This window comes from Thermonema sp. (assembly GCF_026003375.1).
Taxonomy (GTDB): Bacteria; Bacteroidota; Bacteroidia; order Cytophagales; family Thermonemataceae; genus Thermonema; species Thermonema rossianum.
This window is the reverse complement of the sequence record NZ_BPHD01000002.1, coordinates 542,289-568,203: the sequence shown is the minus strand read 5'-3', so window position 1 is coordinate 568,203 and position 25,915 is coordinate 542,289. Positions and strand designations below refer to the sequence as shown.

23 protein-coding genes and 1 pseudogene are annotated in these 25,915 nt (G+C 49.1%); 15 read left to right on the top strand and 9 right to left on the bottom strand.

Going from position 1 to position 25,915, the window contains the following annotated elements; all coding sequences use genetic code 11:
• Nucleotides 1-3 precede the first annotated feature (3 nt).
• The 3 genes from QVE43_RS07610 to QVE43_RS07600 are packed head-to-tail and all read right to left on the bottom strand — an operon-like array spanning nt 4 to nt 3,398.
• Nucleotides 4-1,884: a DUF4153 domain-containing protein gene (locus tag QVE43_RS07610; RefSeq protein WP_288005736.1), complete on the bottom strand. Its 1,881-nt coding sequence runs from the start codon at nt 1,882-1,884 to the stop codon at nt 4-6.
• A complete protein-coding gene (locus tag QVE43_RS07605) occupies nt 1,871-2,833 on the bottom strand; it encodes a YihY/virulence factor BrkB family protein (protein WP_288005734.1) in 963 nt (320 codons plus the stop codon). Before QVE43_RS07605 ends, QVE43_RS07610 begins: the two co-directional genes overlap by 14 nt.
• A 4-nt stretch (nt 2,834-2,837) precedes the next feature.
• Nucleotides 2,838-3,398, bottom strand: a complete 561-nt coding sequence (locus QVE43_RS07600) for an NUDIX hydrolase (protein WP_288005732.1) — start codon at nt 3,396-3,398, stop codon at nt 2,838-2,840.
• Between the two features lie 161 nt (nt 3,399-3,559).
• On the opposite strand from QVE43_RS07600, the gene bshA reads away from it, so the two are divergent.
• Nucleotides 3,560-4,699: an N-acetyl-alpha-D-glucosaminyl L-malate synthase BshA gene (gene bshA / locus QVE43_RS07595; RefSeq protein ID WP_288005729.1), complete on the top strand. Its 1,140-nt coding sequence runs from the start codon at nt 3,560-3,562 to the stop codon at nt 4,697-4,699.
• On the opposite strand, the gene QVE43_RS07590 is transcribed toward bshA, so the two are convergent.
• The 3 genes from QVE43_RS07590 to murC are packed head-to-tail and all read right to left on the bottom strand — an operon-like array spanning nt 4,696 to nt 7,196.
• Nucleotides 4,696-4,929 (bottom strand): DUF2061 domain-containing protein, encoded by a 234-nt coding sequence (locus tag QVE43_RS07590; RefSeq protein ID WP_288005727.1) that lies wholly within the window; start codon nt 4,927-4,929, stop codon nt 4,696-4,698. The two genes, bshA and QVE43_RS07590, sit on opposite strands and share 4 nt — an antisense overlap.
• Nucleotides 4,930-4,978: 49 nt before the next feature.
• Nucleotides 4,979-5,794: a 3'-5' exonuclease gene (locus tag QVE43_RS07585; RefSeq protein WP_288005724.1), complete on the bottom strand. Its 816-nt coding sequence runs from the start codon at nt 5,792-5,794 to the stop codon at nt 4,979-4,981.
• A gap of 16 nt (nt 5,795-5,810) precedes the next feature.
• Nucleotides 5,811-7,196, bottom strand: coding sequence for a UDP-N-acetylmuramate--L-alanine ligase (gene murC / locus QVE43_RS07580; protein ID WP_288005722.1), 1,386 nt, complete (start codon nt 7,194-7,196; stop codon nt 5,811-5,813).
• A gap of 89 nt (nt 7,197-7,285) precedes the next feature.
• Between murC and QVE43_RS07575 the strand changes: the two genes are divergently transcribed.
• A complete protein-coding gene (locus QVE43_RS07575) occupies nt 7,286-8,704 on the top strand; it encodes a hypothetical protein (RefSeq protein ID WP_288005719.1) in 1,419 nt (472 codons plus the stop codon).
• On the opposite strand, the gene QVE43_RS07570 is transcribed toward QVE43_RS07575, so the two are convergent.
• The gene (locus QVE43_RS07570; protein WP_038028408.1) at nt 8,679-9,455 is read right to left on the bottom strand and encodes a dienelactone hydrolase family protein; all 777 of its coding nucleotides are present in this window, start codon (nt 9,453-9,455) and stop codon (nt 8,679-8,681) included. The two genes, QVE43_RS07575 and QVE43_RS07570, sit on opposite strands and share 26 nt — an antisense overlap.
• Nucleotides 9,456-9,506: 51 nt before the next feature.
• Between QVE43_RS07570 and QVE43_RS07565 the strand changes: the two genes are divergently transcribed.
• From QVE43_RS07565 to QVE43_RS07545, 5 genes and pseudogenes are all read left to right on the top strand, one after another.
• On the top strand, nt 9,507-9,896 hold the full coding sequence (locus QVE43_RS07565; RefSeq protein ID WP_051632974.1) for an energy transducer TonB: 390 nt from the start codon (nt 9,507-9,509) through the stop codon (nt 9,894-9,896).
• 232 nt (nt 9,897-10,128) lie between these two features.
• A pseudogene (locus QVE43_RS07560) lies at nt 10,129-10,857 on the top strand (IS5 family transposase); the annotation flags it as partial.
• 501 nt (nt 10,858-11,358) lie between these two features.
• Nucleotides 11,359-12,369: a hypothetical protein gene (locus QVE43_RS07555; RefSeq protein WP_288005713.1), complete on the top strand. Its 1,011-nt coding sequence runs from the start codon at nt 11,359-11,361 to the stop codon at nt 12,367-12,369.
• 17 nt (nt 12,370-12,386) lie between these two features.
• On the top strand, nt 12,387-13,082 hold the full coding sequence (locus tag QVE43_RS07550) for a hypothetical protein (RefSeq protein ID WP_288005711.1): 696 nt from the start codon (nt 12,387-12,389) through the stop codon (nt 13,080-13,082).
• A gap of 52 nt (nt 13,083-13,134) precedes the next feature.
• On the top strand, nt 13,135-13,947 hold the full coding sequence (locus QVE43_RS07545; RefSeq protein ID WP_288005708.1) for a hypothetical protein: 813 nt from the start codon (nt 13,135-13,137) through the stop codon (nt 13,945-13,947).
• 86 nt (nt 13,948-14,033) lie between these two features.
• On the opposite strand, the gene QVE43_RS07540 is transcribed toward QVE43_RS07545, so the two are convergent.
• The gene (locus QVE43_RS07540) at nt 14,034-14,879 is read right to left on the bottom strand and encodes an OmpA family protein (protein ID WP_288005704.1); all 846 of its coding nucleotides are present in this window, start codon (nt 14,877-14,879) and stop codon (nt 14,034-14,036) included.
• 188 nt (nt 14,880-15,067) lie between these two features.
• On the opposite strand from QVE43_RS07540, the gene QVE43_RS07535 reads away from it, so the two are divergent.
• The 8 genes from QVE43_RS07535 to rimO all read left to right on the top strand — a co-directional run bounded on the left by QVE43_RS07535 (nt 15,068) and on the right by rimO (nt 23,991).
• Nucleotides 15,068-16,264: a hypothetical protein gene (locus QVE43_RS07535; RefSeq protein WP_288005701.1), complete on the top strand. Its 1,197-nt coding sequence runs from the start codon at nt 15,068-15,070 to the stop codon at nt 16,262-16,264.
• 14 nt (nt 16,265-16,278) lie between these two features.
• On the top strand, nt 16,279-18,564 hold the full coding sequence (locus tag QVE43_RS07530) for a hypothetical protein (protein WP_288005698.1): 2,286 nt from the start codon (nt 16,279-16,281) through the stop codon (nt 18,562-18,564).
• 80 nt (nt 18,565-18,644) lie between these two features.
• Nucleotides 18,645-20,597 carry an ABC-F family ATP-binding cassette domain-containing protein gene (locus QVE43_RS07525; protein ID WP_288005695.1) on the top strand — a complete coding sequence of 651 codons (1,953 nt, stop codon included), beginning with the start codon at nt 18,645-18,647 and terminating at the stop codon, nt 20,595-20,597.
• Nucleotides 20,598-20,699: 102 nt separating this feature from the next.
• Nucleotides 20,700-20,888 (top strand): 50S ribosomal protein L33, encoded by a 189-nt coding sequence (rpmG, locus tag QVE43_RS07520; RefSeq protein WP_288005693.1) that lies wholly within the window; start codon nt 20,700-20,702, stop codon nt 20,886-20,888.
• 43 nt (nt 20,889-20,931) lie between these two features.
• On the top strand, nt 20,932-21,090 hold the full coding sequence (locus tag QVE43_RS07515; protein ID WP_071837408.1) for a DUF4295 domain-containing protein: 159 nt from the start codon (nt 20,932-20,934) through the stop codon (nt 21,088-21,090).
• Between the two features lie 88 nt (nt 21,091-21,178).
• Entirely contained in the window at nt 21,179-22,147 is a 969-nt protein-coding gene (gene ftsY, locus QVE43_RS07510; RefSeq protein ID WP_288005688.1) for a signal recognition particle-docking protein FtsY, read from the top strand.
• A complete protein-coding gene (locus QVE43_RS07505; protein ID WP_288005686.1) occupies nt 22,104-22,622 on the top strand; it encodes a carboxypeptidase-like regulatory domain-containing protein in 519 nt (172 codons plus the stop codon). The genes ftsY and QVE43_RS07505 overlap by 44 nt, the downstream gene beginning before the upstream one ends.
• A gap of 43 nt (nt 22,623-22,665) precedes the next feature.
• Nucleotides 22,666-23,991 (top strand): 30S ribosomal protein S12 methylthiotransferase RimO, encoded by a 1,326-nt coding sequence (gene rimO / locus QVE43_RS07500; RefSeq protein WP_038028420.1) that lies wholly within the window; start codon nt 22,666-22,668, stop codon nt 23,989-23,991.
• Here the strand turns inward: rimO and QVE43_RS07495 are convergent.
• Nucleotides 23,933-25,834, bottom strand: coding sequence for a leucine-rich repeat domain-containing protein (locus QVE43_RS07495; protein ID WP_288005683.1), 1,902 nt, complete (start codon nt 25,832-25,834; stop codon nt 23,933-23,935). The two genes, rimO and QVE43_RS07495, sit on opposite strands and share 59 nt — an antisense overlap.
• Nucleotides 25,835-25,915 lie beyond the last annotated feature (81 nt).

Below are 25,915 nucleotides of genomic sequence, written 5' to 3'. Positions count from 1 at the left end.
AACTTAATCAATGAAGCGAAGTAACAGCCGTCCATGCATTTCTATGATGCGTGGCGGGCTATCCGGGTAATACTCTACATACAAACTTTGCAACAGAAGCTTCGCTTGGTAGTGTGCCCCTTCTTGAATCAGCGAAAACTCGGTAGGTGCGAGTTCCAGGGAGGTGGTCCATGTGGCATCTTGGCCTTTAGCCCTTGACTCTACGGAAGCCAGCAGGGGGGTTAGGTCTATGATAATAGCCTCCCGGGTAGCATCGCTGCTTTGAAGGATGAGCCTGTTGTGTGGAGCTTGTGGAAAATTAAGATAAAAAAGCGGGCGACCCGGTAGTGCAACAGTTTGTGCCGGGGCACTGGGGCAGTCACTACAAACTACCAACAGCAGGAAATCGTAGCCCTGCACCGGAATCACCGCTTCGGAAGGGCAGTAAACCTCTACCCGCCGGGCTTGGCTGAGGTGAATCGGAATATCTTGTTTGATTTGCAGTGCATTGAGCAGTACATTAGCCCGGTAGCTTTCGCTTTTGTCGGCAGTAAAGAGCGTGTCCATGGCACGAGGCAACAAGGGCATGAGGTAGTCCAGCTTTTGGCGCTTTTCGTAAAAACGAATAATAGAGATAACACGCTCTTGGGTTTCAGGTTGCCATTGAAAGTCGATATTGAAGCGAATGAGTCCGTCGGCCCCCAATACATTGTGCTGCTTGAGCAGGCGAATGAGTTCATTTTGCTGACTTTTGAGAGAAACAGAAAAGAGGTTCCACGGACTGACCAAAGCAAACAGAAACAGAACAAACAGGGTAAAAGGCAGAAAGGAAAGCAGTTTTTTCTTGCTAAACACAAAGTAAAGACTCATCAACCATAACCATGCATTCAAAATGACGATAAAATAACGTGCTTCGGTCCAGCCATATTCATCAATACGTACTGCGATGCCCACGGCATTTAAAGCCAGGAGGGGCAGCAGGAGTGGAAAGAAAAAGCGGATAAGGAAGTACATCCACCGGTTGGTAAGGCGTTGCTGAATGGGATAAGTCATCAGCAGGGCGGTAATTCCCAAAGCCGCATAGCTGAGCACCAAGTAGGAAAGCCACCCCTTGGGCAGTGACCACACCACCAATATTTTTACAAGGTAGGCGTAAAGAATAAGCGTATAGAGCAGCAATAAGGGGAATAAAACAAAGGCTACCAACTGCAAAAATTGCTGCGGGTAGTGGATGTCTTGCTCCAGGTCTTCTATATTTTCCGGCACGCCCGCCATGAAATAGGTGTTGGCAATGAGTCCATAAATTAAAATGGCTGCAATGGCATAGGTGCGTTCTGAAACGTAGAGGTTGAACAGTTCTTTAAGTGAAAAGAAAGCCAAGAAGGTGCCTGCAAGCAAGATGCCGGCATAAATGCCGCTCCATAGAGCCCGCTCAATCAAACGCCGGTTGAATTGCCAGAAAGCCGTATCGGTGTAGCGCGAGATGAAATTGACGAAACTAAGCAGCAGCACAGCCGCCCCGAGGCTAAGGGCAAATAGCCAGGCGTCCTGTATGTTCATATGGCCGGGCGAAAAGGTCAGATACAAAACAGACAGCACCAAAATACCTGCTCCGTCGGCAAGCAAGCGCTGTTTGGTATTGTATTGGCGCCGCTCTTTGAGCAAAGCCAGGCTCAAAAACAAGGGGAAGCCCACCAAGCAGCAGAGGACCAACTTGGTTAGGTGCCACTCATCGGGCGGCGGTAGTGGTGCCGTAAGGCGTATGGCGGCATAAACACCCACCACATTGTTCAACAGCACCATGGGAAAGCGAAAAATGGCACTTTCGAAAGCCCGGTAAAAGCTGACAAGCAGCTGCCAGCTGCTTATATATTGCCATAAACTGCGCAGTTTATTCATTTTCATCGTTTTGCTCGTTTCGGTAGGTTACATGGGCTTCCAGTAATGCCGCATTGACTTCAAAGCCCAAAAGCAGCGTAAAAGCCAAGAGATACACCCACAACATCAGCACAATGAGTGTGCCTATAGAGCCATACAATTTGTTGTAAGTGTTAAAATATTCAAGATAGACGGAAAAGCCAACCGTAACCAAGATGATACCCACGGCTGCCACCAAGCTGCCTACCGAGAAAAAGCGCCATTTCTCGCTGCTTGCCGGGGCAATGTAGTAAATAACCGAGGTGAACAGCCACAGCACAAAAAAGCTAAGTATGTATTTAGCCATATGCAGCAGGCTTGTGAGCCACCCTTGTTTTAGGATGCCCCATTCCACGAGCAGGTGCAGTGCAAAGCGCCCTACAATCAGTAGGGCGGTAGCCAGAAAAATCATAAAAGCCGTGAGAAAAGTAAGCTGTAAAGCTACCCATTTGCGGCGCAAAAACGAGCGTTTTTCTGCCAGCCGGAATGAGCGGTTGAAGGCAGTCACCAGGGCATCCATGCCTTTTGAGGCAGCATAAACGGCAAAAAAGATACTCAATGAAAGCAGGTCGCCGCGTTGGCTTTGCAACAGGTCTTCCACGGTAGAGTAAATGAAGGTATAAATTTCTGTGGGCAGCGTTTCGCGCAGGAACTCAAACACGGCGTCCCGGTCAATGGGCAAGTAGGGCAGGAGTGTAAGGCAAAAGAGAATGAAGGGAAAGAGTGCAAGCAATAAGTCAAAAGCCACAGCCGAGGCACGTGTGGCAATTTGGTCTTTGCGTAGCTTATGGCTCAGCCGCTTGATGACCAACAAGAGGGGGGCTGTGCGCTTGCGCCCGCCTACGTACAAGTGGCGGGTTTTCATGCGCGCCCAGCGGTAGTATAATTGCCTTTCAAGCCAGTGCCTTATTTCTTGATATAACTTCGATTTTGCCATATGCTCATATTCCCAGTTTGCGTGCCAGTATCAACAAGCCTGCCACACTAATGGCATCGGTGATGCGCCCGCTCATGGCCCACTCGATCGCTTCGGATAAGGGCAGTCGTTTGATTTTCAGCACTTCGGTATCTTCAAAGTTGGTTTTGCCTTGCCGAAGCCCGGTGGCAAGGAAAACAAAACCTTCTTCGTCGGTAACGGAGTTGGAAGTATGCAGCCGCCCCAGCAGTTCCCATTTGGTGGCTGTCAAGCCTGTTTCTTCTTGCAACTCCCGCTTGGCGGTACTTAGAATATCTTCTTTACCTATGGGGCTGCCCCCCATGGGAATCTCCCAAGAGTACTCGTCCAAGGTATAGCGATACTGCCCCACCAGCCAGGTGTCGCCTTCTTCACTCAAAGGAATGATGCCGATGGCTTTGTTTTTAAAAGAAACCACACCGTAAATGCCGGGCTCGCCGTTGGGCTTCAATACCTTGTCTTCCCGCACGGCAATCCATGGGTTGTCGTAAACGGGGGTGCTGCCCAGGCGGGTCCAAGGATTCTTTTCTTTCGTGTTGTCTTTCATGTTCGCTTGCCTTCACTAAGTGTGAATATAACCGAAAAATGCAAGATAATGCTTAATTTGCAACTATAGAGCAACAAAAGCCATTTGGGCTTATCGCCTTAGAACCATTCAGGGGCAATGCATGTTTTGTTCAAACAAGTATCACCTATCTTAAAAAGCGCATGAAAATAGGCATAGTGTGTTATCCGACCTTTGGTGGCAGTGGTGTTGTGGCCACCGAGTTGGGCAAAGCCTTGGCACAAAGAGAGCACGACGTGCATTTTATTACTTATACACAACCGGCAAGGCTCGACTTTTTCAATGAGCATTTGTTTTATCATGAAGTGCATGTGCCCAATTACCCGCTCTTTCAATACCCGCCTTATGAGATAGCCTTGGCAAGCCAGATGGTCGATATAGCCGAGCGCTTCGATTTGGACTTGCTGCACGTACACTATGCCATTCCCCATGCGTCGGCAGCTTACATGGCGCGCCAAATTTTGCTTGACAAGGGCGTTTATGTGCCTTTCATCACTACACTACATGGTACCGACATTACCCTTGTAGGCAAAGAGCCATCCTATGCTCCGGTGGTGGCTTTCAGCATCAACCAGTCCGATGGGGTTACGGCCGTGTCGAAGCATCTGCGCGACGAAACCATGTCTTTTTTCGACATACGGCGCGAAATAGAAGTCATTCCCAACTTCATTGACCTGCAGCGCTTCAGGCGTCAGCAAAAAGAGCATTTCCGGAAAGCCATCTGCCCACAGGGTGAAAAATTACTGGTGCACACTTCCAACTTTCGTAAGGTGAAACGTGTGCATGATGTCATTGAAGTGTTTTACCGGGTGCGTCAAGAAATACCCGTTAAGTTGTTGCTGATAGGCGATGGTCCCGAACGGAGCCATGCCGAAAAGCGTTGCCGCGAGTTGAAGATATGCAACGATGTGCGCTTTTTGGGCAAATTGGAGGCTGTGGAAGAGGTGTTGTCGGTTGCCGATGTGTTTTTGATGCCTTCCGAGAAAGAGAGCTTCGGCTTGGCTGCTCTGGAGGCCATGGCTTGCGAAGTGCCGGTGGTTTCATCCAATGCAGGCGGGCTGCCCGAATTGAATGAGCATGGCAAAACCGGCTTTGTAAGCCCGGTGGGTGATGTGGAAAGCATGACGCGCCATACCTTGCAGCTGTTGCGCGATGACGAGCTGCTTGCACGCTTCCGGCGTCAGGCAAGACAGCGCGCCGAAATATTTAGCCTGGAGCGCATTGTGCCGCTTTATGAGCAGTACTACGCCAAGGTGCTGGAACAGCACAAAAGCGCAGTTTAGGCACTTTTTTTGGGGCGCTCTTCTGCCGGCACCCACCCCCATTTGACCTGCGCCCAAGCACGCTCGTGCAGGTAATAAAGAAAGATTTTGGTGATGAGTTCCACGGCACCTATGCTGAAGGCATAGGTGGCTTTGCCGGTGATGAGGTAAGACACAAAGATGGTGTCCATGGTGCCGGCAATACGCCAGCTGATGCCTTTCACCAAGCTGCGCAAGTGCGATTCTTTCATTGATTGATTCATAGCGTTATACATTCATAGCTGACTCAGGAAGGCAGTTCTATAACTTGCCGATCATGGCGGCTCTAAGCTTGATTTCGGTCAGTTTTTGCTTGCTTTCAAGCGGGAAATCGGCATCCATGAACCAAGAGTAATAGCCGGGGTCCTTTTTAAGTACTTCCAGGATGCTTTGCCCTTTGTATTTGCCAAAGTTAAACACTTCTTCGCCCTTGTCGTTGTAAACGAAGCGCCCGGCAAGATCGACCCGCCGCATGTTCGACAGCTCGTGCAGGCTTTTCACATCATTTTTTACGGGAATAAACTCTTTGCCATTTTTATCCTTCATCTTCTTGCCCTCGTAGCGGCGCACTTGGGCATCGAGCACGGCCAAGGTGGCACGCGCATCGGCTTCGGCAGAGTGGGCATCTTCAAGCTCTTCACCACAATAGAAGCGGTAAGCCGCCGAGAGGGTGCGCGGTTCCATGAGGTGGAAAATGCGTTGCGCATCGACTATGTGCCGGTTGTTCAGCGAGAAATCCACACCTGCCCGCAAAAACTCTTCCACCAGAATGGGAATATCGAAGCGGGCAATATTGAAACCTGCCAGGTCGCAGCCTTCGAGAAATTGCGCCAGGGTTTTGGCTATTTGCTTGAAGGTAGGTTGTCCGGCTACGTCTTCGTCGTAGATGCCATGCACCATGCTGGATTCTATGGGAATGGGCGTTTCCGGATTGAGCCGCCCGCTCATGCTCTCTTCTTTGCCGTTGGGGTGTACTTTCACAAAGGCATATTCTATGATGCGGTCGCGTACGATATCCAAGCCCGTAGTTTCCAGATCGAAGAAGACAAGCGGTTTTTTCAGTTTAAGGTGCAACATGGCAGCGGTTGTTTTTTTAAGAGTTGATGCAGAGTTTTTGCCCGACGGCCTGTAAATCCAGGTTGTCGAAATTGCCCGAGCTCATCAGCAGCACGTTCATGCCGGGTTCCACATGCTTTTCAATGAATGCCTGCATGGCTTGGCTATCGTCGAACACATGCAAGTCGGGGTCATTGAAAGCACGCCGTATGGTGTCTGCCTGCAAGTCGGGCAGCCCTTTTTGTTTGAGTTTTTTGGGGTTGAAATACACCACACGCACTTCGGCTGCTTTCATACTGTCGGCATATTGCGGCAGAAAGGCTTGGTTCAAGCTGCTGTATGAGTGCAGTTCAAGACAGGCAAGCAGGCGTCTGTCGGGGTTGCGCTCTTTGACGGCAGCAATGCTTGCCCGCACTTTCGAAGGGGCATGGGCAAAGTCACTGAATACCGACACAGAGCCGTTTTCACTGATAAGCTGCAGGCGGCGTTGGGCACCTTTGAAGCTGCGGATGGCTTCGTAAAACATATCTTCCGTGATGCCAATACGCAAACACACCGCCTTGGCAGCAGCTATGTTTGCCATATTGTGCTTGCCGAACACTTCCACGGGCAGATAGCACTTATCGGGCAGTTTGAGTTCATAGCGCCCGTTCTGCACGCGGTAGGGGTGCGTTTCATAGGCAATCAGGCTCACGTCGGGGCGCTCTTTGCCCTCTACTATGCGGCTCAGACGTGCGTCTTCTTTGTTGTAAACAATGCTGCCGGCTTTTACGCTGCCCAGATCGGCAAGCTTTTCGAATTGCTGCACATATACCGCTTCTTCGGGATACACGTTGGCGTGGTCCCATGCAATGCCGCTTATAACGGTAATATGGGGGTGATAATAACAGAACTTAGGTTCGGGGCTGAAAACAGCGGCCGGGTATTCGTCGCCTTCGATGACAATCACCGGGGCTTCTTCCGACAGCCGCAGGTTGTTTTCGAAGCCTTCCACCTTGGCACCTACCACATAATCGAAGCTGCGCCCATAGTGATGGAGCACATGCATAATCATGGAGGTGATGGTGGTTTTGCCATGGCTGCCGGCAACGACAATGCGCTGTTTGTCTTCGGCAAAACGGTAAATGAATTCAGGGAAAGAGTACACGGGGATACCCAGTGTCTGCGCTTTCTGCAATTCGGGGTTGTCGGCTTTGGCATGCATGCCTACGATGACGGCATCCAGTCCGTTATGCACACGCTCGGGAAACCAGCCTTCTTTTTCGGGGAGCAGCTCATGAGCTGCCAAGCGGCTGCGTGAAGGCTCGAATATATCATCATCTGAACCGCTGACCTCCCAACCTTGTCGTTTCAGTTCAATGGCTAAGCTGTGCATAATGCTGCCGCCAATAGCAATAAAATGAATTTTCTGGTGCCGGACCATAAGTTTCCGTTTGCTGAAACATGCTGTTACAATTAGCAAATATAAGTAGTTTTGCGTATTCAGGAAATCTTTTAACTCAGCGCACTGCTATGCATACGTCCGAAAAAAGCCCGTTACCTGCCGGATTTGAAGAGTTGTTGGAGAGCGCCTTGCCTTTGCAAACGGAGCGCAGGGCGCTGCTGCAAGCCTTGGATGGCAAGCCGCCGACGTCGGTGCGTTTGCACCCGGTGAAAGGGAAGGGGCTGTTTGATGAGCTGCCGGCGGTGCCCTGGTGTGCATGGGGGCGTTATTTGTCTGCCCGCCCCTTCTTTGCCCATGACCCTTACTTTTGGGCAGGGGCTTATTACGTGCAGGAAGCTGCTTCTATGTTTGTGGGGTATGCAGCAGGGCGTATTTTGGACTTTTTGCGCCGCCAAGAGGCACGTCCGCTGACACTGGTTGATTTGTGTGCCGCGCCGGGGGGGAAAAGCACGCATTTGGCTTCTTTGCTGCATGCAGGCGACAAGCTCATAAGCAACGAAATCATGTCCAACCGCATCGGCATATTGGTTGAAAACATGAACCGTTGGGGCAGCGAGCAGTGTATCATTACGCACGACGAAGCCGCTTCGTTTGGCAAGATAACCGAGTGGATAGATGTGCTGGCGGCCGATGTGCCTTGTTCCGGCGAGGGCATGTTTCGCAAAGACATGGAAGCGCGTGAGCGATGGAGTCCCAAACTGCCCTTGCAGTGCGCTGCGCTGCAAAAAGAAATTGTGGAAGATATTTTACCTGCCTTGCGGCAGGGAGGCTTTTTGATATACAGTACCTGTACTTTCAACCGGGAAGAAAACGAGCACAACCTGCACTACTTTTTAGATGAGCTGGACATGGTGAGCGTGCCTTTGCAGCTGCCCGAAGGAAGCGGCATTGTGGCGGTGGAAGAAAAAACGCCGGGCGGCAGACCTTTGTATGCCTACCGCTTCTTTCCACACCAAACAGAAGGGGAGGGGTTCTTTCTTTCGGTGCTGCAGAAAAGGAGCAAACGCATTTCTTCTTACAAGAAAGCCAAACAGAAGGTATGGACCAAGGCAGGCAAGTCCCATGCATCGCTCTTGCAGGAATGGACGGCCACACCGGAGCGTTGGCAGTTGTGGCATATGCCTGACATCAAAGACACGCTGACGCTTACGCCCGTAGAGTGGGAGGCAGCCGAGCTGGATTTATTGAGTCAACACCTGAATATAAAACAGGTGGGCGTGCCTTTTGGACAGCTGCTCAAAGGCACCTTCAATCCGCATCCTTATTTAGCCTATTCGCCTGCCTTGAGCGCGCGGGTGCCGGCCATAGAGGTGGGCTTCGACGACGCCCTGCAGTTCTTGCGTAAGCAGCCCATGCAGAATTTTGTTCTTCCCAAAAAGAACGGTTGGTATGCCATTCGCTATGAAGGACGTAATTTGGGCTGGGTGAAATCGTTGGGGCATCGTTACAACAACTACTACCCTAATGCTTGGCAGCTGCGTTCTTAGTTTGGGAAAATAACCACTGCCACAGTTCAGGGGTGGCATATGCCCGTTTCCAGCTGTCGTGATATACATCGGGGTATTCGCTATAGCGCACCTGTCCGTTGCCTGCTTTTTGAAGTGCCCGGTACATATCGCGTGAGCGGCTGACCGGCACCACCCTGTCGAGTGCCCCGTGAAAAATCCAGATGGGAAGGTGCCGCAGAGAAGCGGCGCGGGTGGTGTCGCCCCCGCCGCAGACAGGCACGGCTGCCGCAAAGCGTCCGGGTTGGCGCTGAATCCAGTCCCAGGTGCCGTATCCCCCCATAGACAAACCGGTAATGTAAAGCCGGGCAGTGTCTATGGGCAAGACACGTACGAGGGAATCGAGCAAGTGCATGCTCATAGCTAAGGGGTGGGAAGGCTCGCCGGGCATTTGATGAGACGGCAGACTCCAGTCAACTTCCACCCATCGTTTGTCTTTGGGGCATTGGGGCGCCAAAATCACACAAGGGTAATGTTTTTGAATGTATTCGGCAGCTTGTCGGAAGTGTGTGAGGTGACGTTCATTGTCTTTACCACGGGAGCCGGCACCATGCAAAAATATCAGGAGTGGCAGGGGGGCATCGGGCAGTGTGCCGGGCACATAGATGCGGTAGGGCAAGGTGTCGTTGCCCATGATGTAGGAGGCGTGGCGAAACGGTATTTGGGCACGGCTGTTGCCCGTCAACAAGCAGAAACAAAGCACTGCCGGTAAGAACTTTTTGGCATTGAGCATTTTGGAAAGGTTTTTGTTATCTTAGGGTTGAACCATCAACAATATAACGAAATGAAACGATTAAAATTGGTATTATGGCTGCTATCAGGTATTGTAATGGGCAATTTGAATGCCACTTATGCACAAGAGGTATATACCATAGTAGATGAGCAGCCGGAGCCCGTCGGTGGTTTGAAAGCTTTTTACGATTACATAGAAAAAAACTTGCGCTACCCCGAAGAGGCAAAGCAAAAGAATATCACCGGGCGTGTGGTGGTGAAGTTTATAGTGGATGAGAACGGGAAGCTCACCAACCCCCAGATAGTCCGTGGTTTGTGTGAAAGCTGCGATGCGGAAGCGTTGCGCCTGATTCGGGAAGCACCGGCTTGGAAGCCCGGCAAAAAAGACGGCAAACCGGTAAAGGTGGAAGTAACCCGCCCCATTACGTTTAGTCCGAAATAAACAGATAAATACACGTTTCCTCTCTTAAAAAAGAGAAGACAGGTTCATAGCCTGTCTTTTTTTATTAAGGTTGTTTAAAGTTAAAAAATAAAAAAGAGCGAATACTTATAACTTTCTTTTTGTAAAGAAGAAAGAAATAAATAGTATTCGCTCAAAAAAGCATGGTATTGAACAAAGATATAATAAAAAAGAGATTTGCCCGCATTGAACGTTCGGCAGGAAGAATAATGCAAAAGTTCAAGCTTGGCAAATTGTCAGTGCGATACCATATCGTTTAAAGACGGGCTGTCAATGGCGGGAATTGCCGGTAAAACAGTTTTTCAGGGTGAAATACAGTTGGCAAAGCGTGTATTACCATTATCGTAAATGGAGCATGGACGGCAGCCGGCAAAAAGTATGGAATAAGCCGGTAGGCAAGCATGCGGGCAGCTTGGATTTATCTTGTATACAAATAGACGGCACCCGTACACCGGCTAAAAGAGGAGGCGAATCGGTAGGCTATCAAGGGCGTAAAAAAAGCAAAACAACCAACATGTTATTGCTCACCGACAGTCAAGGTATTCCATTGGCTGTCAGTCGGCCAATGGCAGGAAACCATCATGATGCATACAAGTTAAATGAGCATTTCAACAGTATGCTACAAATGTCAGCAAAATCGTCCGTTCCGGTACAAGGGCTGTTTCTGAATGCGGATGCAGGTTTTGACACACGGAAATTTCGCAAGCTTTGCAGTAGTCGTGAAATCATCGCCAATATTGCAGAGAATGGCAGAAAATCAAAAAATAAACAAGGAAAGTATGTCTTTGCCCCCTTGCTTTACAAATATAGATTTGTTATTGAAAGAACCAATGCTTGGTTAGACGCTTTCAAGGCGATTTTGATTCGTTTTGAAACCAAAAATGAAACTTGGAAGTCCTTGTGGTTATTGGCTTTTACCGTAATTTTACTCAGGAAACTTTAAACAACTTCATTTACAAAGAGTAAAATAAAGGGAGGGCACAAGGGTAAGATGTGTAAGAATTGCAGAAGTTTTTTAACAAAAAAATTGTTTTTAGCTTGTCTTTTTATATATTTGCAACTGGTAAACTAAAATAAGTAAAAATATGAAAATCAATCTCTACTCTACTTTTTTTATTAACTAGTAGCTGCAAAGAAGTAGACAAAATAGAAGTTCTACCAAGTAGGGCACCTGTTGTCAGTGAAATTTTTGTAGCTCCCGATGATGTAAAAAGAAAGATTGCATTTAATTTGGCAATTTCTATGGGGGAGCCTGAAGTCAGGGTATATATTCATTCACTTGTTAATAAACAGGAGGGAGGTGACTTTGAGTTTTTAATTGCTAAGCATCTTAAAGACCGCTTATATTCCCATTCTTCAGGAAAAGGAACGAAACTACTGACATTGGGCGAAATTTTGTCTGGCAAACATGCTAAACGGTTAGCAAAGTTGTATGCTACCAATAATGAGATTGATATTGATAATTATAATTGCTAATTATCCCCTTTTACAAATATCAGTGCCGGAAGTCAATGAAGCAGTTAATGCAAAAAGTTGGGATAGCAGCAACCAGCCACTTGTTGTTGCTTATATGCCTTCTGATAGGAATAGAAATACAATTCCCGCTTTTGATTACAAAGGAAACTACTACGAATTGGAGAGAGAAGATGTAGAAGAGCAACCTATTGTGTTAGTTTCTGAAAGTGAGTGGGTTATAGCTGTAAGAAAAGAGGGTTTTCAAAGTAGCAACAGCCGTATTGCACCTTGTGAGGAAATGCTTCGTAGTGTGGCTATTCATGAAGATGCATCTTACTTGTATGTATCTAGAGATGCTTATTATGATGTAAGCTTTACTTGTGGTGGTGGAGGCAGCACCCCGGGTGGAGGCAGCACCCCGGGTGGAGGCAGCACACCTTATCCTCCTGTGTCGAATCCAAGCTGTCCAAGAGATGGACGTAGTAATGTGACTCCAGATTATATAGGAAATGTCAAGTTCAAAAGTATGGAGGCTCTGCGAAAGGTAGCAGGAATAGAGCCTGATAATTGGGATTTCTTTGAAGGTAAGCTTGAGTTTGAGATACTTATTGCTTACGTAAAACCTGGTAGTACTAAGGTTGAGTATCGTGTAGTAGCTAAGCGTATTCCCCAAAAATACTTTAAGGAATGTCGCTTCTTGGGGTTTGCTGACTGTTCGGTGAAATGGTATAATGCGGGAATTCAGACTTTGTATTGGAACTGGAATGCCTATGGTCCGGCTGTTTATTACGAGTGGTTTGAAATTGATGGTGGTGAAGAATCGGAATATAATGTGTGGCCTGGATACATAGATCTTACGTTACAACCTGCTACTTATATTACTCATGCTTACGATGATTACATAGGAGGAGCTATTGTGGAATATTGTGATGATATTCGCTCTCAAGGCACTAAGTATTCTACCGATCTTTTAGAGTTCTATATTTATCAGCCACAATAACTTAATTATTTACAGTCATGAGAACATCATATGGAGTTTTGATTGCTGCACTATTAGTGGTTTTTGGTACATGCCAAGTAAAGGGGCAGGAAAATACCGGAAAATGGCGTGTAGGTGTGCATACAAGTCTCAACTTTGGCGATTTATTGAGACTGAACCGCTACGGGCTATCCATGAATAGCGGAGAACAGCCGTGGTTTAAGAGTATCTCCCCTTATGGAACGTCCATAATTGGAGGTATGGTAGAATACGAGCTGAATGAAAATGTCTTTTTGCAGGCAAGGGGCTACCTTAGAGGAAGCAGTGCAAAGCTTTTTGCAAGCGATAGCGCAAATTTTACCATACAATATCGTGGCAGTATCTATTCATTTTCTTATGGTATGGATGCATTTGTAGGTAGAAATTTTTCTTTTTCCAGTGCCGGCAGCCTGCAGCTGTATGGGGGTATGTCGCTGGTTGCTCACAATTGGCGCACATTCGAAAATACCGAGCTGTCCGGTGCCTTGAAGCGGGCTGCTTTACCTGCAAACTATTTCCTTACCGGAGGTATTGCTTATCGCAGGGGGTATATGGGAATTCACTGGGAATATACTTATGGCTTAAACCCGTGGCTGGGAACCATTGACTTTAGAGGCAAGCAGCAGAATCTTGACGCGCGTTTGCGTGGGTGGCAGTTCGTGCTAAGCTTCAGTTTGCCTTTGAAAAAGAAATGATGGTTGAATATGCTATGCCACCATATGCTATAGCTTCAAAACTGACGGATGTGTGAGTAGAAAAGCAGTCTTGTTATTATTGTTGATAAGCTTGGGCTGCAAAGCCCAACGTCTGGTATGGGGTATAGAGTTTGGGCAGAATATTCTACAAACACCCCGGCAAGCGGTGGCAATCGATCGCCGGGGTGTCTTTGTGCTGTCTGAGGGAGATGGGGGCAGTTATGGTGCTTTGGGAGTTTACGGGCATTATAACCACCCTCATAGCAGCTGGGGGGTAATGTTTTCCTTTTACAGGGGGCATTTTTTTTCCTTGCCATTGTCAATAGCGAGCTATTACGATGCGGCAAGGGGGATTCACCCCAGTTTTCAGTGGCAAGTGGACCCTTCGTTGTACGGCGGAATCATACCTGAGCCTTATGATTATTACCACTATCTGCCCGGACAAATCAAGCTGCAACCACCTTGGTTTACAGGAATTCTTAGGGCGCAGAGTAGCAGATATGAACTCATTCCTACTTGGCGACTCCCCGCTTTGCATAAGAATATAGAGGTAAGGATTTTGGGAGGCATTTCTTTCAGTAAAACCAAAATCATTGACTTGCGAAAAAACAGCTATTTTGGTGGGGGACGCATGGCAGTGGATGAGCTTTTTCGCGGTGTGGTGAAAGCATCGCCTTTCAAAAGTGTTCAATGGCTGTGGGGAGTACAAATACGGTATGCGGGCGTGAACATAATGTATCGTGTTTATACACCTACCCACCTGAGCACTTCCGTAGATTGGGGCGGACAGTCCACCTCTTTTTCGTTGAACCGTTATGGTTCGCTAATTAGTGTGCAGCTGCCTGTTTTTCGTATTTGGGATTAGATGAAAAAGTATTAGAAATAAAAAAATCGCCCCCCGGCGGTTTTTTACCACATCAGAGGGGCGATTTGTAGATAAAGAACAGGGCTTTATTCCTTATAGTAAATCGTCATTTTCACGCGGCGGTTGCGCTGGCGTCCTTCGGGTGTGTCGTTGGTGTCTATGGGTTGCGATTCGCCATAACCCACACTCTCGATGCGGAAAGGCTCCACACCCTGGTTGATAAGATACTCGCGCACGGCTGCCGCACGGTTTTCCGACAGGATTTGGTTGTCTTCTTCCGAGCCTATGGCATCGGTATGCCCTTCAATGAGCAGGTAGGCATCCGGGTATTTGAACATGATTTTGGCCACTTCATTCAAAACGGGATACCATTTGGGCAGGATGGTCCACTTGCCATATTCGAACTCTACTTTGCTGGCTTTTTCGAGCAGCTCTCTTTCTTCTTTGGTGACCACTTCGGGGCAGCCTTGGTTTTCGATGACGCCCGGGGTGTCGGGGCAACGGTCTTGTGGGTCAATGACGCCGTCATTGTCGCGGTCCGGGGGCGGGCAACCATAGTATTGCTTGATGCCCGGCACGTCGGGGCAGCGGTCGAGGTTATCGGTGATGCCGTCGCCGTCTTTGTCGCCCCATGGGCATCCTTTGTTTTCGGCGGGTCCGGGCACCGTTACGCATTCGTCTTCATAGTCGAAAACACCGTCGCCGTCGGTGTCAGGGGGGCAACCAAATTGGTTGACTTCAACGCCCAAAGGGGTGCCCGGGCACTGATCCCTTACGTCCGGCACTTGGTCTTGGTCTGTATCCACTTTATAGATAGCCGGAACCGTAATGTGCGTTTTCTTTTGTCTTTTTTGTGCAAAAGCGGGGTGCAAACTGCCCGGAAGCAGGCAAACGATGAATACAAGAAGTTTAAAATGAGCAGGATAATTCATTGCTAATGAGGATGTTTTTATGATGATTTAATAAGCCAAAACTAAGCCATTCAGTATAAAAATACGCTTCTTTTAGAGAAAAAGGCAGACCCGTGCAATAAAATTGTGTTTTTTTGTCATTATATTCCCTGAAAAAAGCGCCCTTGGCAAAAGGGACATGGGAGTTTTAACTTTACAAAACAGGATATATGAAATTTTACAACTTACTATTCATAGCTTTGCTTGGCTGTTTAGGATGCAATAGCGCCACCGATGAGCGCAAGGCGGAAGAAGGCGCCCAAGAAGCAGCCGCCCGGATGACCGCACCTGAGCTGCCCGTTTTTGAGCCTTCGGCAGCAGGTAAGAGATACCACGATTTTGCCGCCCTGCTGGCAGCCATGCCGCAGCGCGTGCAAAACGATTCGGCACGTGCCATTGCCGGCCTGCCTTGTGTGCAAACTGCCATTGAAACGATGGATGCCCGTTGGCAGCAGCTGAACACCACATATCTGATGCCCTTGCAACAGTGGGCAAAGCAGCAGGTGGCGGACTTGCACCGTCATGAAGGTACTTTATTTTATCCGTTTAGTGGTCCTGATATATTGAACGCACAGGTGTTGTTTCCTGCCTGCCGCACTTATGTACTGGTGGGCTTGGAGCGCCCCGGCTACTTACCCGATGACTACATGGGACGCTCCGAAACCTTCTATTGCCGCTATTTTCAAGATGTAGAGCGGGCACTGGAAGACCTGTTTGTGCGTAACTATTTTATCACCAGTTATATGAGCTCGGATCTCTACCGTTCGGCGCAGGGTGTGTTGCCTTTGCTTGTGCTTTTCTTGGTGCGGCAAGGCAATGATATTCTGCATGTGGAAGATGTTTATTTGGAAAATGACAGCCTGCGCACGGTGCCGCACCGGGAACGCCCGGACGACCGCCGCCCCTTGGGTGTGAAAGTGTCTTTTAAGCATCCGGAAAGAGCCTATGCCCAAACCGTCTATTACTTTGGCGTGGATTTGTCGGATAAAAGCTTACAGAAGAAGCCGGCGTGGGTGGCTTTCGTAAAACAGCAGCCCAATAAAATTGCCTACATGAAAGCGGCTTCTTATGTCTTGTTCAATCCGGGGTTTGAAACGGTAAAAAGCCTTTTGCTGGATGAATGTAGCGCCATTGTACAAGACGATACGGGCTTACGCTGGGCAGAGTGGAGCAAGCGAAAAGACTGGAAAATTTCGTTGTACGGAAAATACGCCCGCCCCATCCGCGACTTTGGCAAGTACACCTATCAAACCGACTTGGAAGCTTTGTATGATTCACTTCAGCCGCCTGCCCTGGGCTTCCCTTATGGCTATCATTGGCGCGACGGCAACAGCAGTCTTTTGGTAGGGCGCCGGCAGCGGCATTAAAAAAACATAGAGCCATGAAGCATGCATTATTCACAGTGAGTAAATACTTCCGTTTGTACTTGTCAGGCTTGCTGGCGCTAATACCATGGGTTTGCCCTGCGCAAGGCGACATTCCCGTGGGCACTTGGCGCTTTCATTTCCCTTTGCGTGAAGGGGTAACTGTGGCTGCAGGCGCAGGACAGGTGCTCTATGCCGCCCGGGCAGGTATTTATTTTATGGATGAAACCGGTGAAGGCATGGTGCTTTCTACCTTGGACGGACTTTCAGGCAACCGGGCTGCAGCTATGGTTTATCATGCCACTTCCGGCAGTTTTTTTATTGCCTATACCAACGGGCGTCTCGACAGGCTGCAAATAGACAAGGGGCACATAGAGGTAAAAACAATCAAGCTGCCGTTGGAACAGACGCTTCATTTTCAGCGCCTGACCATTACGGACACCAAGCTGTATGCCACTGCTCAAGAAGGTGTGTGGGTGATTGACCCGGCTACCGCTTTGCTGAATGAATCGTGGGAGAACTTAGGCAGCTCGGGCAACCGGGTAGCTGTATATGATTTGTTGTTTGCCCGCGACAGTGCGTGGATAGCCACAGACGAGGGCATAGCCCGTGCCCCCCTGCAAGCCAATCTTCAGGATTTCAATCAGTGGACCTATTTCACGCTTGCCGATGGATTGCCTGCCACAAAAGCGCTGCGTTTGCTTGCTTTTCAAGGAAAACTGTTTGCCCTGATGGAAGGGCAGGGCGTGTATGTTTATGATGGAGCCACCTGGACACAGTTAAGTGGCTTGCCTACTGTACTGAACGACATGGCTGCAACCAATACCACATTGTGGGTGGCTTCTTCCAACAAACTGTATGCGCTGGATGCCGCAGGCAATGTGCAGCAAACACTTAGTGAAGAACTGTTTATACAAATCAAAGCCTTGGCTGCCGGTACGCAAGGGCAGCTGTATGCAGCCGATGGGCGTACCGGGCTGTTAAGTAACCGCGAAGGGGTATGGCAGGCTTATGCTTCTGCAGGACCGTTGCAGCTCAACACGCAAGGTGCCTGTTATGCACAAAACAGCTTGCTGCTGACTGCCGGCGGGTATGACAACAACCGCCAGCCACGGCTTTTGCCGGCAGCTTTTTATGAATTCAGCCAAGGGAAGTGGAAAAATTCCTCTGCTGACCATCCACAAGCCGAAAGCATCCCTTTTCTTTACGACCTTGTAGATGTTGCCTATAATCCTTTCACACAGGAATATTGGTTTGCTTCTTTCGGCAATGGCATTTTGGTTCGGGCAGCCGATGGCACCTTCCGTGTAATTGATGAAATGACACCTTCGACGCCTTTTTTTGGCGACCAAAATCTCTTTGTCAGTGATATTTATGCCGACACACAGGGCAACATGTGGGTGGCGCAGTACAATCCGCCTTCAGGAGAACCTTCCCTGCATGTGTGGGTGCGCGAAACAGGGCAGTGGCAATCTTTCTCGTTCAATAGCGCCGCACGCTTTCCTTTGGAAATAGTCGAAGACTTCAACGGTTACTTGTGGGTGCGCTTAGACCCCACCCTTGCCGGCGGGCTGTGGGTGCTGGACCCTGCCGCCGGGCAGCAAAAGCATCTGACGGCTTCGAACGCCAAGCTGACCAATTCGCAAATACTTTCGCTGGCAGTGGATTACGCAGGCATCGTGTGGATAGGGTCTGCCGATGGGGTAATGACTGTTTTCAATACGTTGGAAGTATTTAGTCCTTCTTTCGAAGTTTCTTTCCCTATTTTCGAAAACTTTCAGTTGCTCAACGACCAGCGGGTGCTTGATATTATGATAGACCCCGCCAACCGGAAATGGATGAGTACCGAACAGGGGGTTTTTGTATTCGATGAAAACATTGACCGTTTGATTTATCGCTTTCAAAGCAGCAACAGCCCCTTACTTGATGATGAGGTGCGCCGCATGGTTTTGTTTGAAAGCACGGGCGAAGTATTTTTCTTGACCGCTGCCGGTCTTTGCTCTTTTCGTGAGGGGGTAACCGCTGCCGGGAATCGCTTCGAGGCGTTGCGTGTGTTTCCCAATCCCGTGCGTCCGGGCTTCGGAGGGCAGGTAGCTGTGCAAGGCTTAGCCCGCAATGCATGGGTGAAAATAGTCAATGTGCGGGGGGCGCTCATCTATGAAGGGCGAGCAGCCGGTGGCACTTTCGTTTGGGATACCCGCAGCTTGAACGGAGAGCCGGCACCAACCGGCGTTTATCTGATTTTTGCCTCGGACGATGCCGGTACCATACAAGCCATGGGAAGGTTGGCTATTGTGCGCTGAACGGGCAGCCCGTTGATTCTTACTATATTTGCAGACGGAATGCCCCGGGCATTTCCCCGTGAATATATTTTTGACAACTTATGCTCAATATTCAAAACCTTAGTTACTACATTGGCGACCGTGTGCTTTTCGACAAAGTGTCGTTGCATGTGGGCGAGCGCGATCGCATTGGCTTGATTGGTGTGAATGGTGCGGGAAAATCCACACTTTTGCGTCTGATAGCCGGTGAGTACATGCCGGCCGAAGGCAGCATTACCAAGCCGGCCGATTATACCATTGGGTTTTTGAATCAAGACATGCTTTCGCTTGAAAGCCATAAGCCCATACGCGAGGTGGCTTTGGAGGCTTTTGCCGAAGTGTGGCAAATAGAAGCGCGCATCAAACAACTGACGCAAGAGCTTGCCGATTCATACAGCGAAGCGAAGGTGCATGAGCTCACACAGCTGCAGGCCCGTTTCGAAGCCATGGACGGCTACCGCTTGCCGGCACAGGCAGAAGCCATTTTGGAAGGCTTGGGCTTTAAAACCGAAGACTTGCAGCGCCCTCTGTCTGTTTTTTCGGGCGGGTGGCGCATGCGTGTGATGCTTGCCAAGCTGCTTTTACAAAAACCTTCCCTTTTGATGCTCGATGAGCCTACCAACCACTTGGACTTACCTTCCATTCAATGGCTGGAGCAATATCTGTTGCAATATCCGGGGGCTATTCTGGTAGTATCGCACGACCGTTATTTTTTGAATCGTTTGGTAAGCCGCATCGTAGAAGTGCGCCAAGGGGCACTGGAAGTTTATGAGGGCAACTACGATTTTTACGAAAAAGAAAAAGAAACGCGGCGCGCTTTGCAGATAGCGGCTTATGAAAACCAACAGGAAAAAATAAAACAGACCGAGCGTTTCATCGAACGCTTCCGGGCAAAAGCCACCAAGGCGCGGCAAGTGCAATCGAAAATCAAGATGCTGGAGCGCATGGAGCGCATCGAGCTGCCCGAAAGTGAGCAGGAAACCATGCGTCTGAAATTCCCTATAGCCCGCATGCCCGGCAAAGAGTTGGTACGGCTTAAACAAGTGAGCAAGCGTTTTGGTGACCTACGGTTGCTCGAAAACACCGATGCTACCGTATATCGTGGCGACCGCATTGCTTTGATTGGTGCCAACGGTAAGGGCAAATCCACCCTGCTGCGCATCTTGGCAGGCACCGAGCCGCACGAAGGCATACGGGAGGTGGGGCATCAGGTCGATATTGCCTACTATGCACAGCATCAGATTGAAGCTTTGAACCTGAACAACGATATTCTGGGCGAGATGGTGAGCAGTTGCCCCCAAAAGACAGAGAGCTATTTGCGCAGCCTGATGGGCGGTTTTCTCTTTCATGGCGACGATGTGTTCAAGAAAATATCGGTGCTGTCGGGCGGAGAGCGCGCACGCGTGGCATTAGCCAAGGTGTTGTCGTCGGAAGCCAACCTGCTGTTGCTCGACGAACCCACCAACCACTTGGATATTCCGTCCGTCAATGTGTTGATAGATGCCCTGCAAGACTATGAAGGCTCTTATGTGGCAGTATCACACGACCGTCATTTCTTGCAAGCCATTGCCAACAAAGTGTGGTATATAGACAACGGTAAAATCAAAGAGTTCTTGGGCACTTACCAAGAATTTGAAGAGTGGTATGCCGAAGAGTGGCAGCGTGCACTGGTGAGTGCTCAAGAGGCAGCCGCAGCACAGAAGAAAGAGGCGTCCTTGTCGTCTAATCAAGAGCGGCGCCAACGGCTCAAAGAGCTGCAGCGTGAGTGGCGTCGCTGCCAGAAGGCCATAGAACAGTTGGAAGCCCGCTTGATAGCTCTTGAAGAAGAGCAGCAGCAAATGGAGCAACAGATGGCACAAGCCGGTTTCTATGACGAGCCCGGGCAAGTGGTGGCTGTGCAGCAGCGCTACGCCCAACTCAAAGACGAAATTGCAGCCGTTACCGTGCAATGGGAACAGCAAATACAGGAAGCGGAGCAGCTCGAAAACGAGATTCGAGCCATTAAAGGAGAGTGATTCAAACAGAAAGCATGAAAATCATGCAGATATCGTTTTGAATACAAAAAAATTTTTTTAAATTTGCCGTCCAATTCACAATATATCAAAAGATAGAAGACAATGGCTAAAAAGGCAAAAGGAAACCGCGTACAGGTGATATTAGAATGTACAGAGCACAAAGCATCGGGCATGCCCGGTACTTCGCGTTATATTACGACCAAAAACCGTCGTAACACGCCCAACCGTTTGGAACTGCGCAAGTACAACCCCATTCTCAAGCGTTACACCCTGCACCGCGAGGTTAAGTAGTGCTTATTTCTGTTTACAAAAGAATCTTAAAAAATAGACAATCATGGCAAAGAAGGTAGTTGCAACCCTTAGAAAAAAAGACGCCGAGGCCGGTTACGCCAAGGTGGTAAAGGCTGTGAAGTCTCCCAAAACAGGAGCTTACACCTTTAAAGAAGAAATTGTTCCCGTAGTGATGGTAAAAGAGGTTATCAACAAAAAATAAGCCGTCATCACATAGGCATGTTCAAGAAAAGAAAGCCCTTTAAGCGGGCTTTTTTTGTTATATTAGAGCCAACTAAACACTGAAAGCCGTGAAAAAACTCTTCGGATTTTTCTCGAAAGAAAAAAAAGAAGCCCTCGACAAAGGCTTGGAAAAAACCAAGCAGAATTTCTTTTCCCGTCTGGGGCGGGCCATTGTGGGCAAATCGAAAGTAGATGACGAAGTACTCGACGAACTGGAAAATATTTTGATTGCCGCCGATGTGGGCGTTGATACTACGCTTAAAATCATCCGCCGTATAGAGGAGCGTGTGCAGCGCGATAAGTATGTGAACACTGCCGAGCTGAACCGCATTCTGCGGGAAGAAATAGCCGCTCTTCTGGCCGAAAACCAAACCGAAGAACTCAACGACTTTGAGCTGCCCCCCCGCGATACGCCCTATGTGATGCTGGTGGTGGGCGTCAATGGAGTAGGCAAAACCACCACGATTGGCAAGCTGGCAGCACAGTTCAAGCAAAAGGGCAAAAAGGTGATGCTGGGCGCAGCCGATACTTTCCGGGCGGCTGCCGTCGATCAGCTCAAAATGTGGGGCGAGCGTGCCGGTGTGCCGGTGGTGGACCTGGGCATGGGCAAAGATCCCGCCTCGGTAGCTTACGAAGCCACCAAACGCGCTATTGAAGAAAAAGCCGACCTGTTGATTATAGACACAGCCGGACGCCTGCACAACAAAACCAACCTGATGAATGAGCTGGGCAAAATCAAACGCACCATTCAAAAGCTCATTCCGGATGGACCACATGAAGTGCTGCTCGTTCTGGACGGAAGTACCGGGCAGAATGCAGTCATTCAGGCACGCGAATTTACCAAAGTAACCGATGTCAATGCCATAGCCATTACCAAACTTGACGGCACCGCAAAAGGCGGCGTGGTTATCGGCATTTCCGATGAGTTTAAAATCCCTATTAAATACATTGGAGTAGGAGAAAAAATAGAAGACCTTCAAATATTTAACCGCCATGAATTTGTTGATTCTCTTTTCAAAGAAAGCACTTCGGCTTAAGTCTTTGAGCCTTTGCCTGCTGTTGAGCCTTTGGGCATGCCAGGCACAGAAGAATACCACACAAGCAGAAAACGAAGAAAGTATGGGTTGCCGTTTTAGTATCAAAGAAGGCATTGCCGGGCAGGTGCTCTGGCGCGAAGGCAACTGGATGCCGGCGCCCAATGCTCCCGAGCGTAAAGCACAAGGCATTGAACGTGAGGTGTATGTGTATGAGTTGACTACCGACGCACAAACCGAAAAAAATGGTTCTTTTTACACAGCTATTCACAGCAAACCGGTAGCCAAAACGCGCAGCGATGCCAACGGCTGCTTTGAGATAGCCTTGCCCCCCGGGCGTTATTCACTCTTTGTAAAAGAAAAAGAGGGCTGGTTTGCCAACCGCTTCGACGGGGAAGGGCATATTCAGCCGGTAGAAGTAAAAGCCGGTGAGTTGAGCCGGGTGGATTTGGTCGTGGACTATAAGGCTGCTTATTGACAGCAAGCGAAAGAAAACACAGGGAGAAGGAATATTTGATTTTATGAAAACCAAAGGAAACCGAAAGTACAAAGTCAATATTATCACGCTGGGGTGCTCGAAGAACTGGGTCGATTCCGAAGAGATTTTCACACAGTTGAAAGCCAACCGTTTCGATGTGAGCCACGAAGAAGAGCGCGAAGCCGAAGTGGTCATTATCAATACCTGTGGCTTTATTGACAACGCCAAGCAAGAATCCATCAACACCATTTTGTACTATGCCGATGCCAAGGCGCAAGGCTTGGTAGAAAAAGTGTATGTAACGGGCTGTTTGTCGCAGCGTTACCGTGAAGACTTGGAAAAAGAAATTCCGGAAGTAGATGCCTTCTTTGGCACCAATGAACTGCCACGTTTGCTGAAAACACTGAAGGCAGACTATAAACACGAGCTGGTGGGTGAACGGCTGGTAACCAATCCGCTGCACTATGCCTACTTGAAGATAGCCGAGGGCTGCGATCGCCCCTGCTCTTTCTGTGCCATCCCTTTGATGCGGGGCAAGCATCAGTCGCGCCCCATGGAAGTGCTCGTAGAGCAGGCGCAAAATTTCGCTAAAAAAGGAGTGAAAGAGCTTATCCTTATAGCCCAAGACCTGACTTACTACGGCATAGACCTGTATGGCAAGCGCACCTTGGCAGAGCTGCTGCGGCGCCTGTCCGATGTGGAAGGCATCGAGTGGATTCGCCTGCAATATGCCTATCCGGCGGGCTTCCCTATGGATGTGCTCGAAGTGATGAATGAGCGCAGCAATATTTGCAAATACTTGGATATGCCGCTGCAGCATGGTTCTACGGCAGTGTTACAACGCATGCGCCGCGGTATTACGCGCGAACGCACCGAGCGCCTGATTCATGAAATACGCGACAAGGTGCCCGGTATTGCCCTGCGTACTACCATGATTGTAGGCTATCCGCAAGAAACAGAAGAAGAGTTTGAAGAGCTCATGCGCTTTGTGGAGGATATGCGCTTTGAGCGTTTGGGTGTCTTTACTTATTCCCATGAAGAAGACACGCACGCTTTCCATACCTATGAAGACGACGTGCCCGACGAGGTGAAGAAAGAGCGGGCAGCCGACCTGATGGCGCTGCAGCAGGATATTTCCTATGAGCTGAATCAAGCCCGTATCGGACAACAATACAAAGTGCTGATTGACCGTAAAGAAGGGGAATATTTCATTGGACGCACCGAGTACGACTCGCCCGAGGTGGACAACGAAGTATTGATTCCTGCTTCGGGCATTTACTTGCGTCGTGGCGATTTTGTGCAGGTTGAAATCACCGATGCGGCGGAGTTTGACTTGTTTGCCCGTCCGTTGACTGAGCACAAGCACTGAATTCAAACCAGTCGTAAGAAAAATGCTGGGCGTGCCTGATGAATGCATTGGGTACGCCGTCTATTTTTATTTTTTGCAACTCTTTGTTTTTACTCAATTCGTGCGGCAGCCGGCGTATGCCGGTAAATGACAGGTCGAGGTATTGCAGCTGCTTAAGTTTGAGCGCTGCTTGGGGGAGTTGTTTCAAGCCGGAGTTGTGGGCAAGAGACAGGTGCCGCAGGCGTGGCAGGTGGGTCAGCAGTTCGAAAAGCCTATCCCAATCGGTATTTTCGGGCAGCTGTTCAAGACGCAAGCTTTCTATAAAGCGCAAACGCGCCAACCGCCGGGGTATCTCCTGCCATTGCACGCCATTCAGCGAAAGACAGCGCAGGTGCGCAATGTCATAGATGTCCAATAAAAGCGTTTCCCAATTGGGACAGCTGCAGCCGTCTAAATAAAGGCTATGCAATTGGTTGCACTCATCTAAATGAGGCAGGGCTTCCAGTTGGCACTCTTTCAGTGAAAGCACTTCCAAGGCAGGCAAAGCAGGCAACTGTTGCAGGCCGCCGGCATCGAGCCATGCTTGGTTGCCGTCCATGGCAAGGTATTGAAGCGAGGGCCAATGCGGGATTTGTTGCAGAAGCGTATGACCTGCATGCAGCTGTTGAAGTTTGGGCATTTGGTTGCTATCGAGCCGGTGTATGGGTGTGTGGGCGCAATTGAGGGTGAGCAAAGCCGGAAAGGCAAGGTCTATGCCGTCAAGCGAATTATGAGCCACGGACAGAACTTGTAAGCGCGCTGCCAGAGGCTGCAGGGCGTCCGGTGACAGCAAGGAGGTGTTTTCCAGGTGCAACACTTTGAGCCGACCGAAAGCACCTTGACGGGCAGCGGCAAAGGTCTCTTCAACGGGCAAGCGGGGATTGTCGCTCAAATCAATGCTTTCGAGCTGTTGCAGCTCTTGCAGGTTGCGTAAAGGGGCGTTTAAGTTGTTTTTGCGGAGTTTGATTTCTTTTAATTGCGGGCAATTTTTTAAATACTCAAAAGATTGGAAGAAATTCAAATTAGGGTTTTGGCTCAAGTCAAGGTATTCCAAGTTTTCCATCCATTGCATGGTGTAGCTCAGCACGCGCATTTTGTTGTCTTTCAAACACAGCTTGCGCAGCTGCTGAAGTTCGCCTATTTCGGGCGGAAGCACATGCAAATGGTTATGTGCCAAATGAAGACTTTGAAGCCGCTTCATATATTTAATGCTGTCGGGCAAGCTTTGCAGCTCGTTTTCAGAGGCATCAATGACGCGCAGTTGTTGCAACAGCCCAATACTTTGAGGCAGTTGTTTGATTTTGTTTTTCTGTATAAGCAAGCATTGTAAGTTCGATAAATTGCCCAACTCGTCGGGAAGTGTCTCTATGGGGGTGTGGTAGAGGTAGAATATATCGCCCAGGCAATACTCTTGCAGCACTTCTTCGGCTTGCAGCATGCGTGTACGGATATAAAAGTTGAAATCGCCCCCCCAGAGGTGCAGTGCAGCTTTTCCCAAGGTGTGATTGTCTATCATGGGATGGGCTGTGAGGTGGCGCAAATAGCGCTCGCGCATCTCGGTATTTGTGATAAACTCTTCCCGCCAAGGCACGGTACGCAAAAAGTCCTGCAGCTCGCGGGGGGCTATCTTCTGGAACAGGCGGGCTGCTTTTTCGCGCACTTCCCGGTAAGCCTCGCCCGTATAAAAACTTTGAAGCACAATAAGGTGCGTGAGGAAAGCAGAGGGATAGGCTGTTTTTTCGATGGATTCGAGTGCCTGCAGCAGCTCACCGGGCGAATGGCTTTGCAACAGCTCTCGAAGCAGGGCTTGTGCTGAGTTAGACATGTTTCATAGATTAAGTGTTAATAAGCTGATACACAAAAGGTGAATCAATTTAAAATAATTTTTATTTTTTTTTCAAAAAAT

Coding starts and splice junctions, on each gene's coding strand:
- rpmG (WP_288005693.1), top strand. CDS start 20,700: ATGGCTAAAAAGGCAAAAGGAAACCGCGTACAGGTGATATTAGAATGT.
- QVE43_RS07530 (WP_288005698.1), top strand. CDS start 16,279: ATGAAGCATGCATTATTCACAGTGAGTAAATACTTCCGTTTGTACTTG.
- QVE43_RS07555 (WP_288005713.1), top strand. CDS start 11,359: ATGAGATTGATATTGATAATTATAATTGCTAATTATCCCCTTTTACAA.
- QVE43_RS07535 (WP_288005701.1), top strand. CDS start 15,068: ATGAAATTTTACAACTTACTATTCATAGCTTTGCTTGGCTGTTTAGGA.
- QVE43_RS07585 (WP_288005724.1), bottom strand. CDS start 5,794: ATGTTGCACCTTAAACTGAAAAAACCGCTTGTCTTCTTCGATCTGGAA.
- QVE43_RS07610 (WP_288005736.1), bottom strand. CDS start 1,884: ATGAAAATGAATAAACTGCGCAGTTTATGGCAATATATAAGCAGCTGG.
- rimO (WP_038028420.1), top strand. CDS start 22,666: ATGAAAACCAAAGGAAACCGAAAGTACAAAGTCAATATTATCACGCTG.
- QVE43_RS07515 (WP_071837408.1), top strand. CDS start 20,932: ATGGCAAAGAAGGTAGTTGCAACCCTTAGAAAAAAAGACGCCGAGGCC.
- QVE43_RS07570 (WP_038028408.1), bottom strand. CDS start 9,455: ATGCTCAATGCCAAAAAGTTCTTACCGGCAGTGCTTTGTTTCTGCTTG.
- murC (WP_288005722.1), bottom strand. CDS start 7,196: ATGGTCCGGCACCAGAAAATTCATTTTATTGCTATTGGCGGCAGCATT.
- QVE43_RS07575 (WP_288005719.1), top strand. CDS start 7,286: ATGCATACGTCCGAAAAAAGCCCGTTACCTGCCGGATTTGAAGAGTTG.
- QVE43_RS07505 (WP_288005686.1), top strand. CDS start 22,104: ATGAATTTGTTGATTCTCTTTTCAAAGAAAGCACTTCGGCTTAAGTCT.
- QVE43_RS07540 (WP_288005704.1), bottom strand. CDS start 14,879: ATGAATTATCCTGCTCATTTTAAACTTCTTGTATTCATCGTTTGCCTG.
- QVE43_RS07550 (WP_288005711.1), top strand. CDS start 12,387: ATGAGAACATCATATGGAGTTTTGATTGCTGCACTATTAGTGGTTTTT.
- QVE43_RS07605 (WP_288005734.1), bottom strand. CDS start 2,833: ATGGCAAAATCGAAGTTATATCAAGAAATAAGGCACTGGCTTGAAAGG.
- QVE43_RS07600 (WP_288005732.1), bottom strand. CDS start 3,398: ATGAAAGACAACACGAAAGAAAAGAATCCTTGGACCCGCCTGGGCAGC.
- QVE43_RS07565 (WP_051632974.1), top strand. CDS start 9,507: ATGAAACGATTAAAATTGGTATTATGGCTGCTATCAGGTATTGTAATG.
- QVE43_RS07495 (WP_288005683.1), bottom strand. CDS start 25,834: ATGTCTAACTCAGCACAAGCCCTGCTTCGAGAGCTGTTGCAAAGCCAT.
- bshA (WP_288005729.1), top strand. CDS start 3,560: ATGAAAATAGGCATAGTGTGTTATCCGACCTTTGGTGGCAGTGGTGTT.
- QVE43_RS07590 (WP_288005727.1), bottom strand. CDS start 4,929: ATGAAAGAATCGCACTTGCGCAGCTTGGTGAAAGGCATCAGCTGGCGT.
- QVE43_RS07525 (WP_288005695.1), top strand. CDS start 18,645: ATGCTCAATATTCAAAACCTTAGTTACTACATTGGCGACCGTGTGCTT.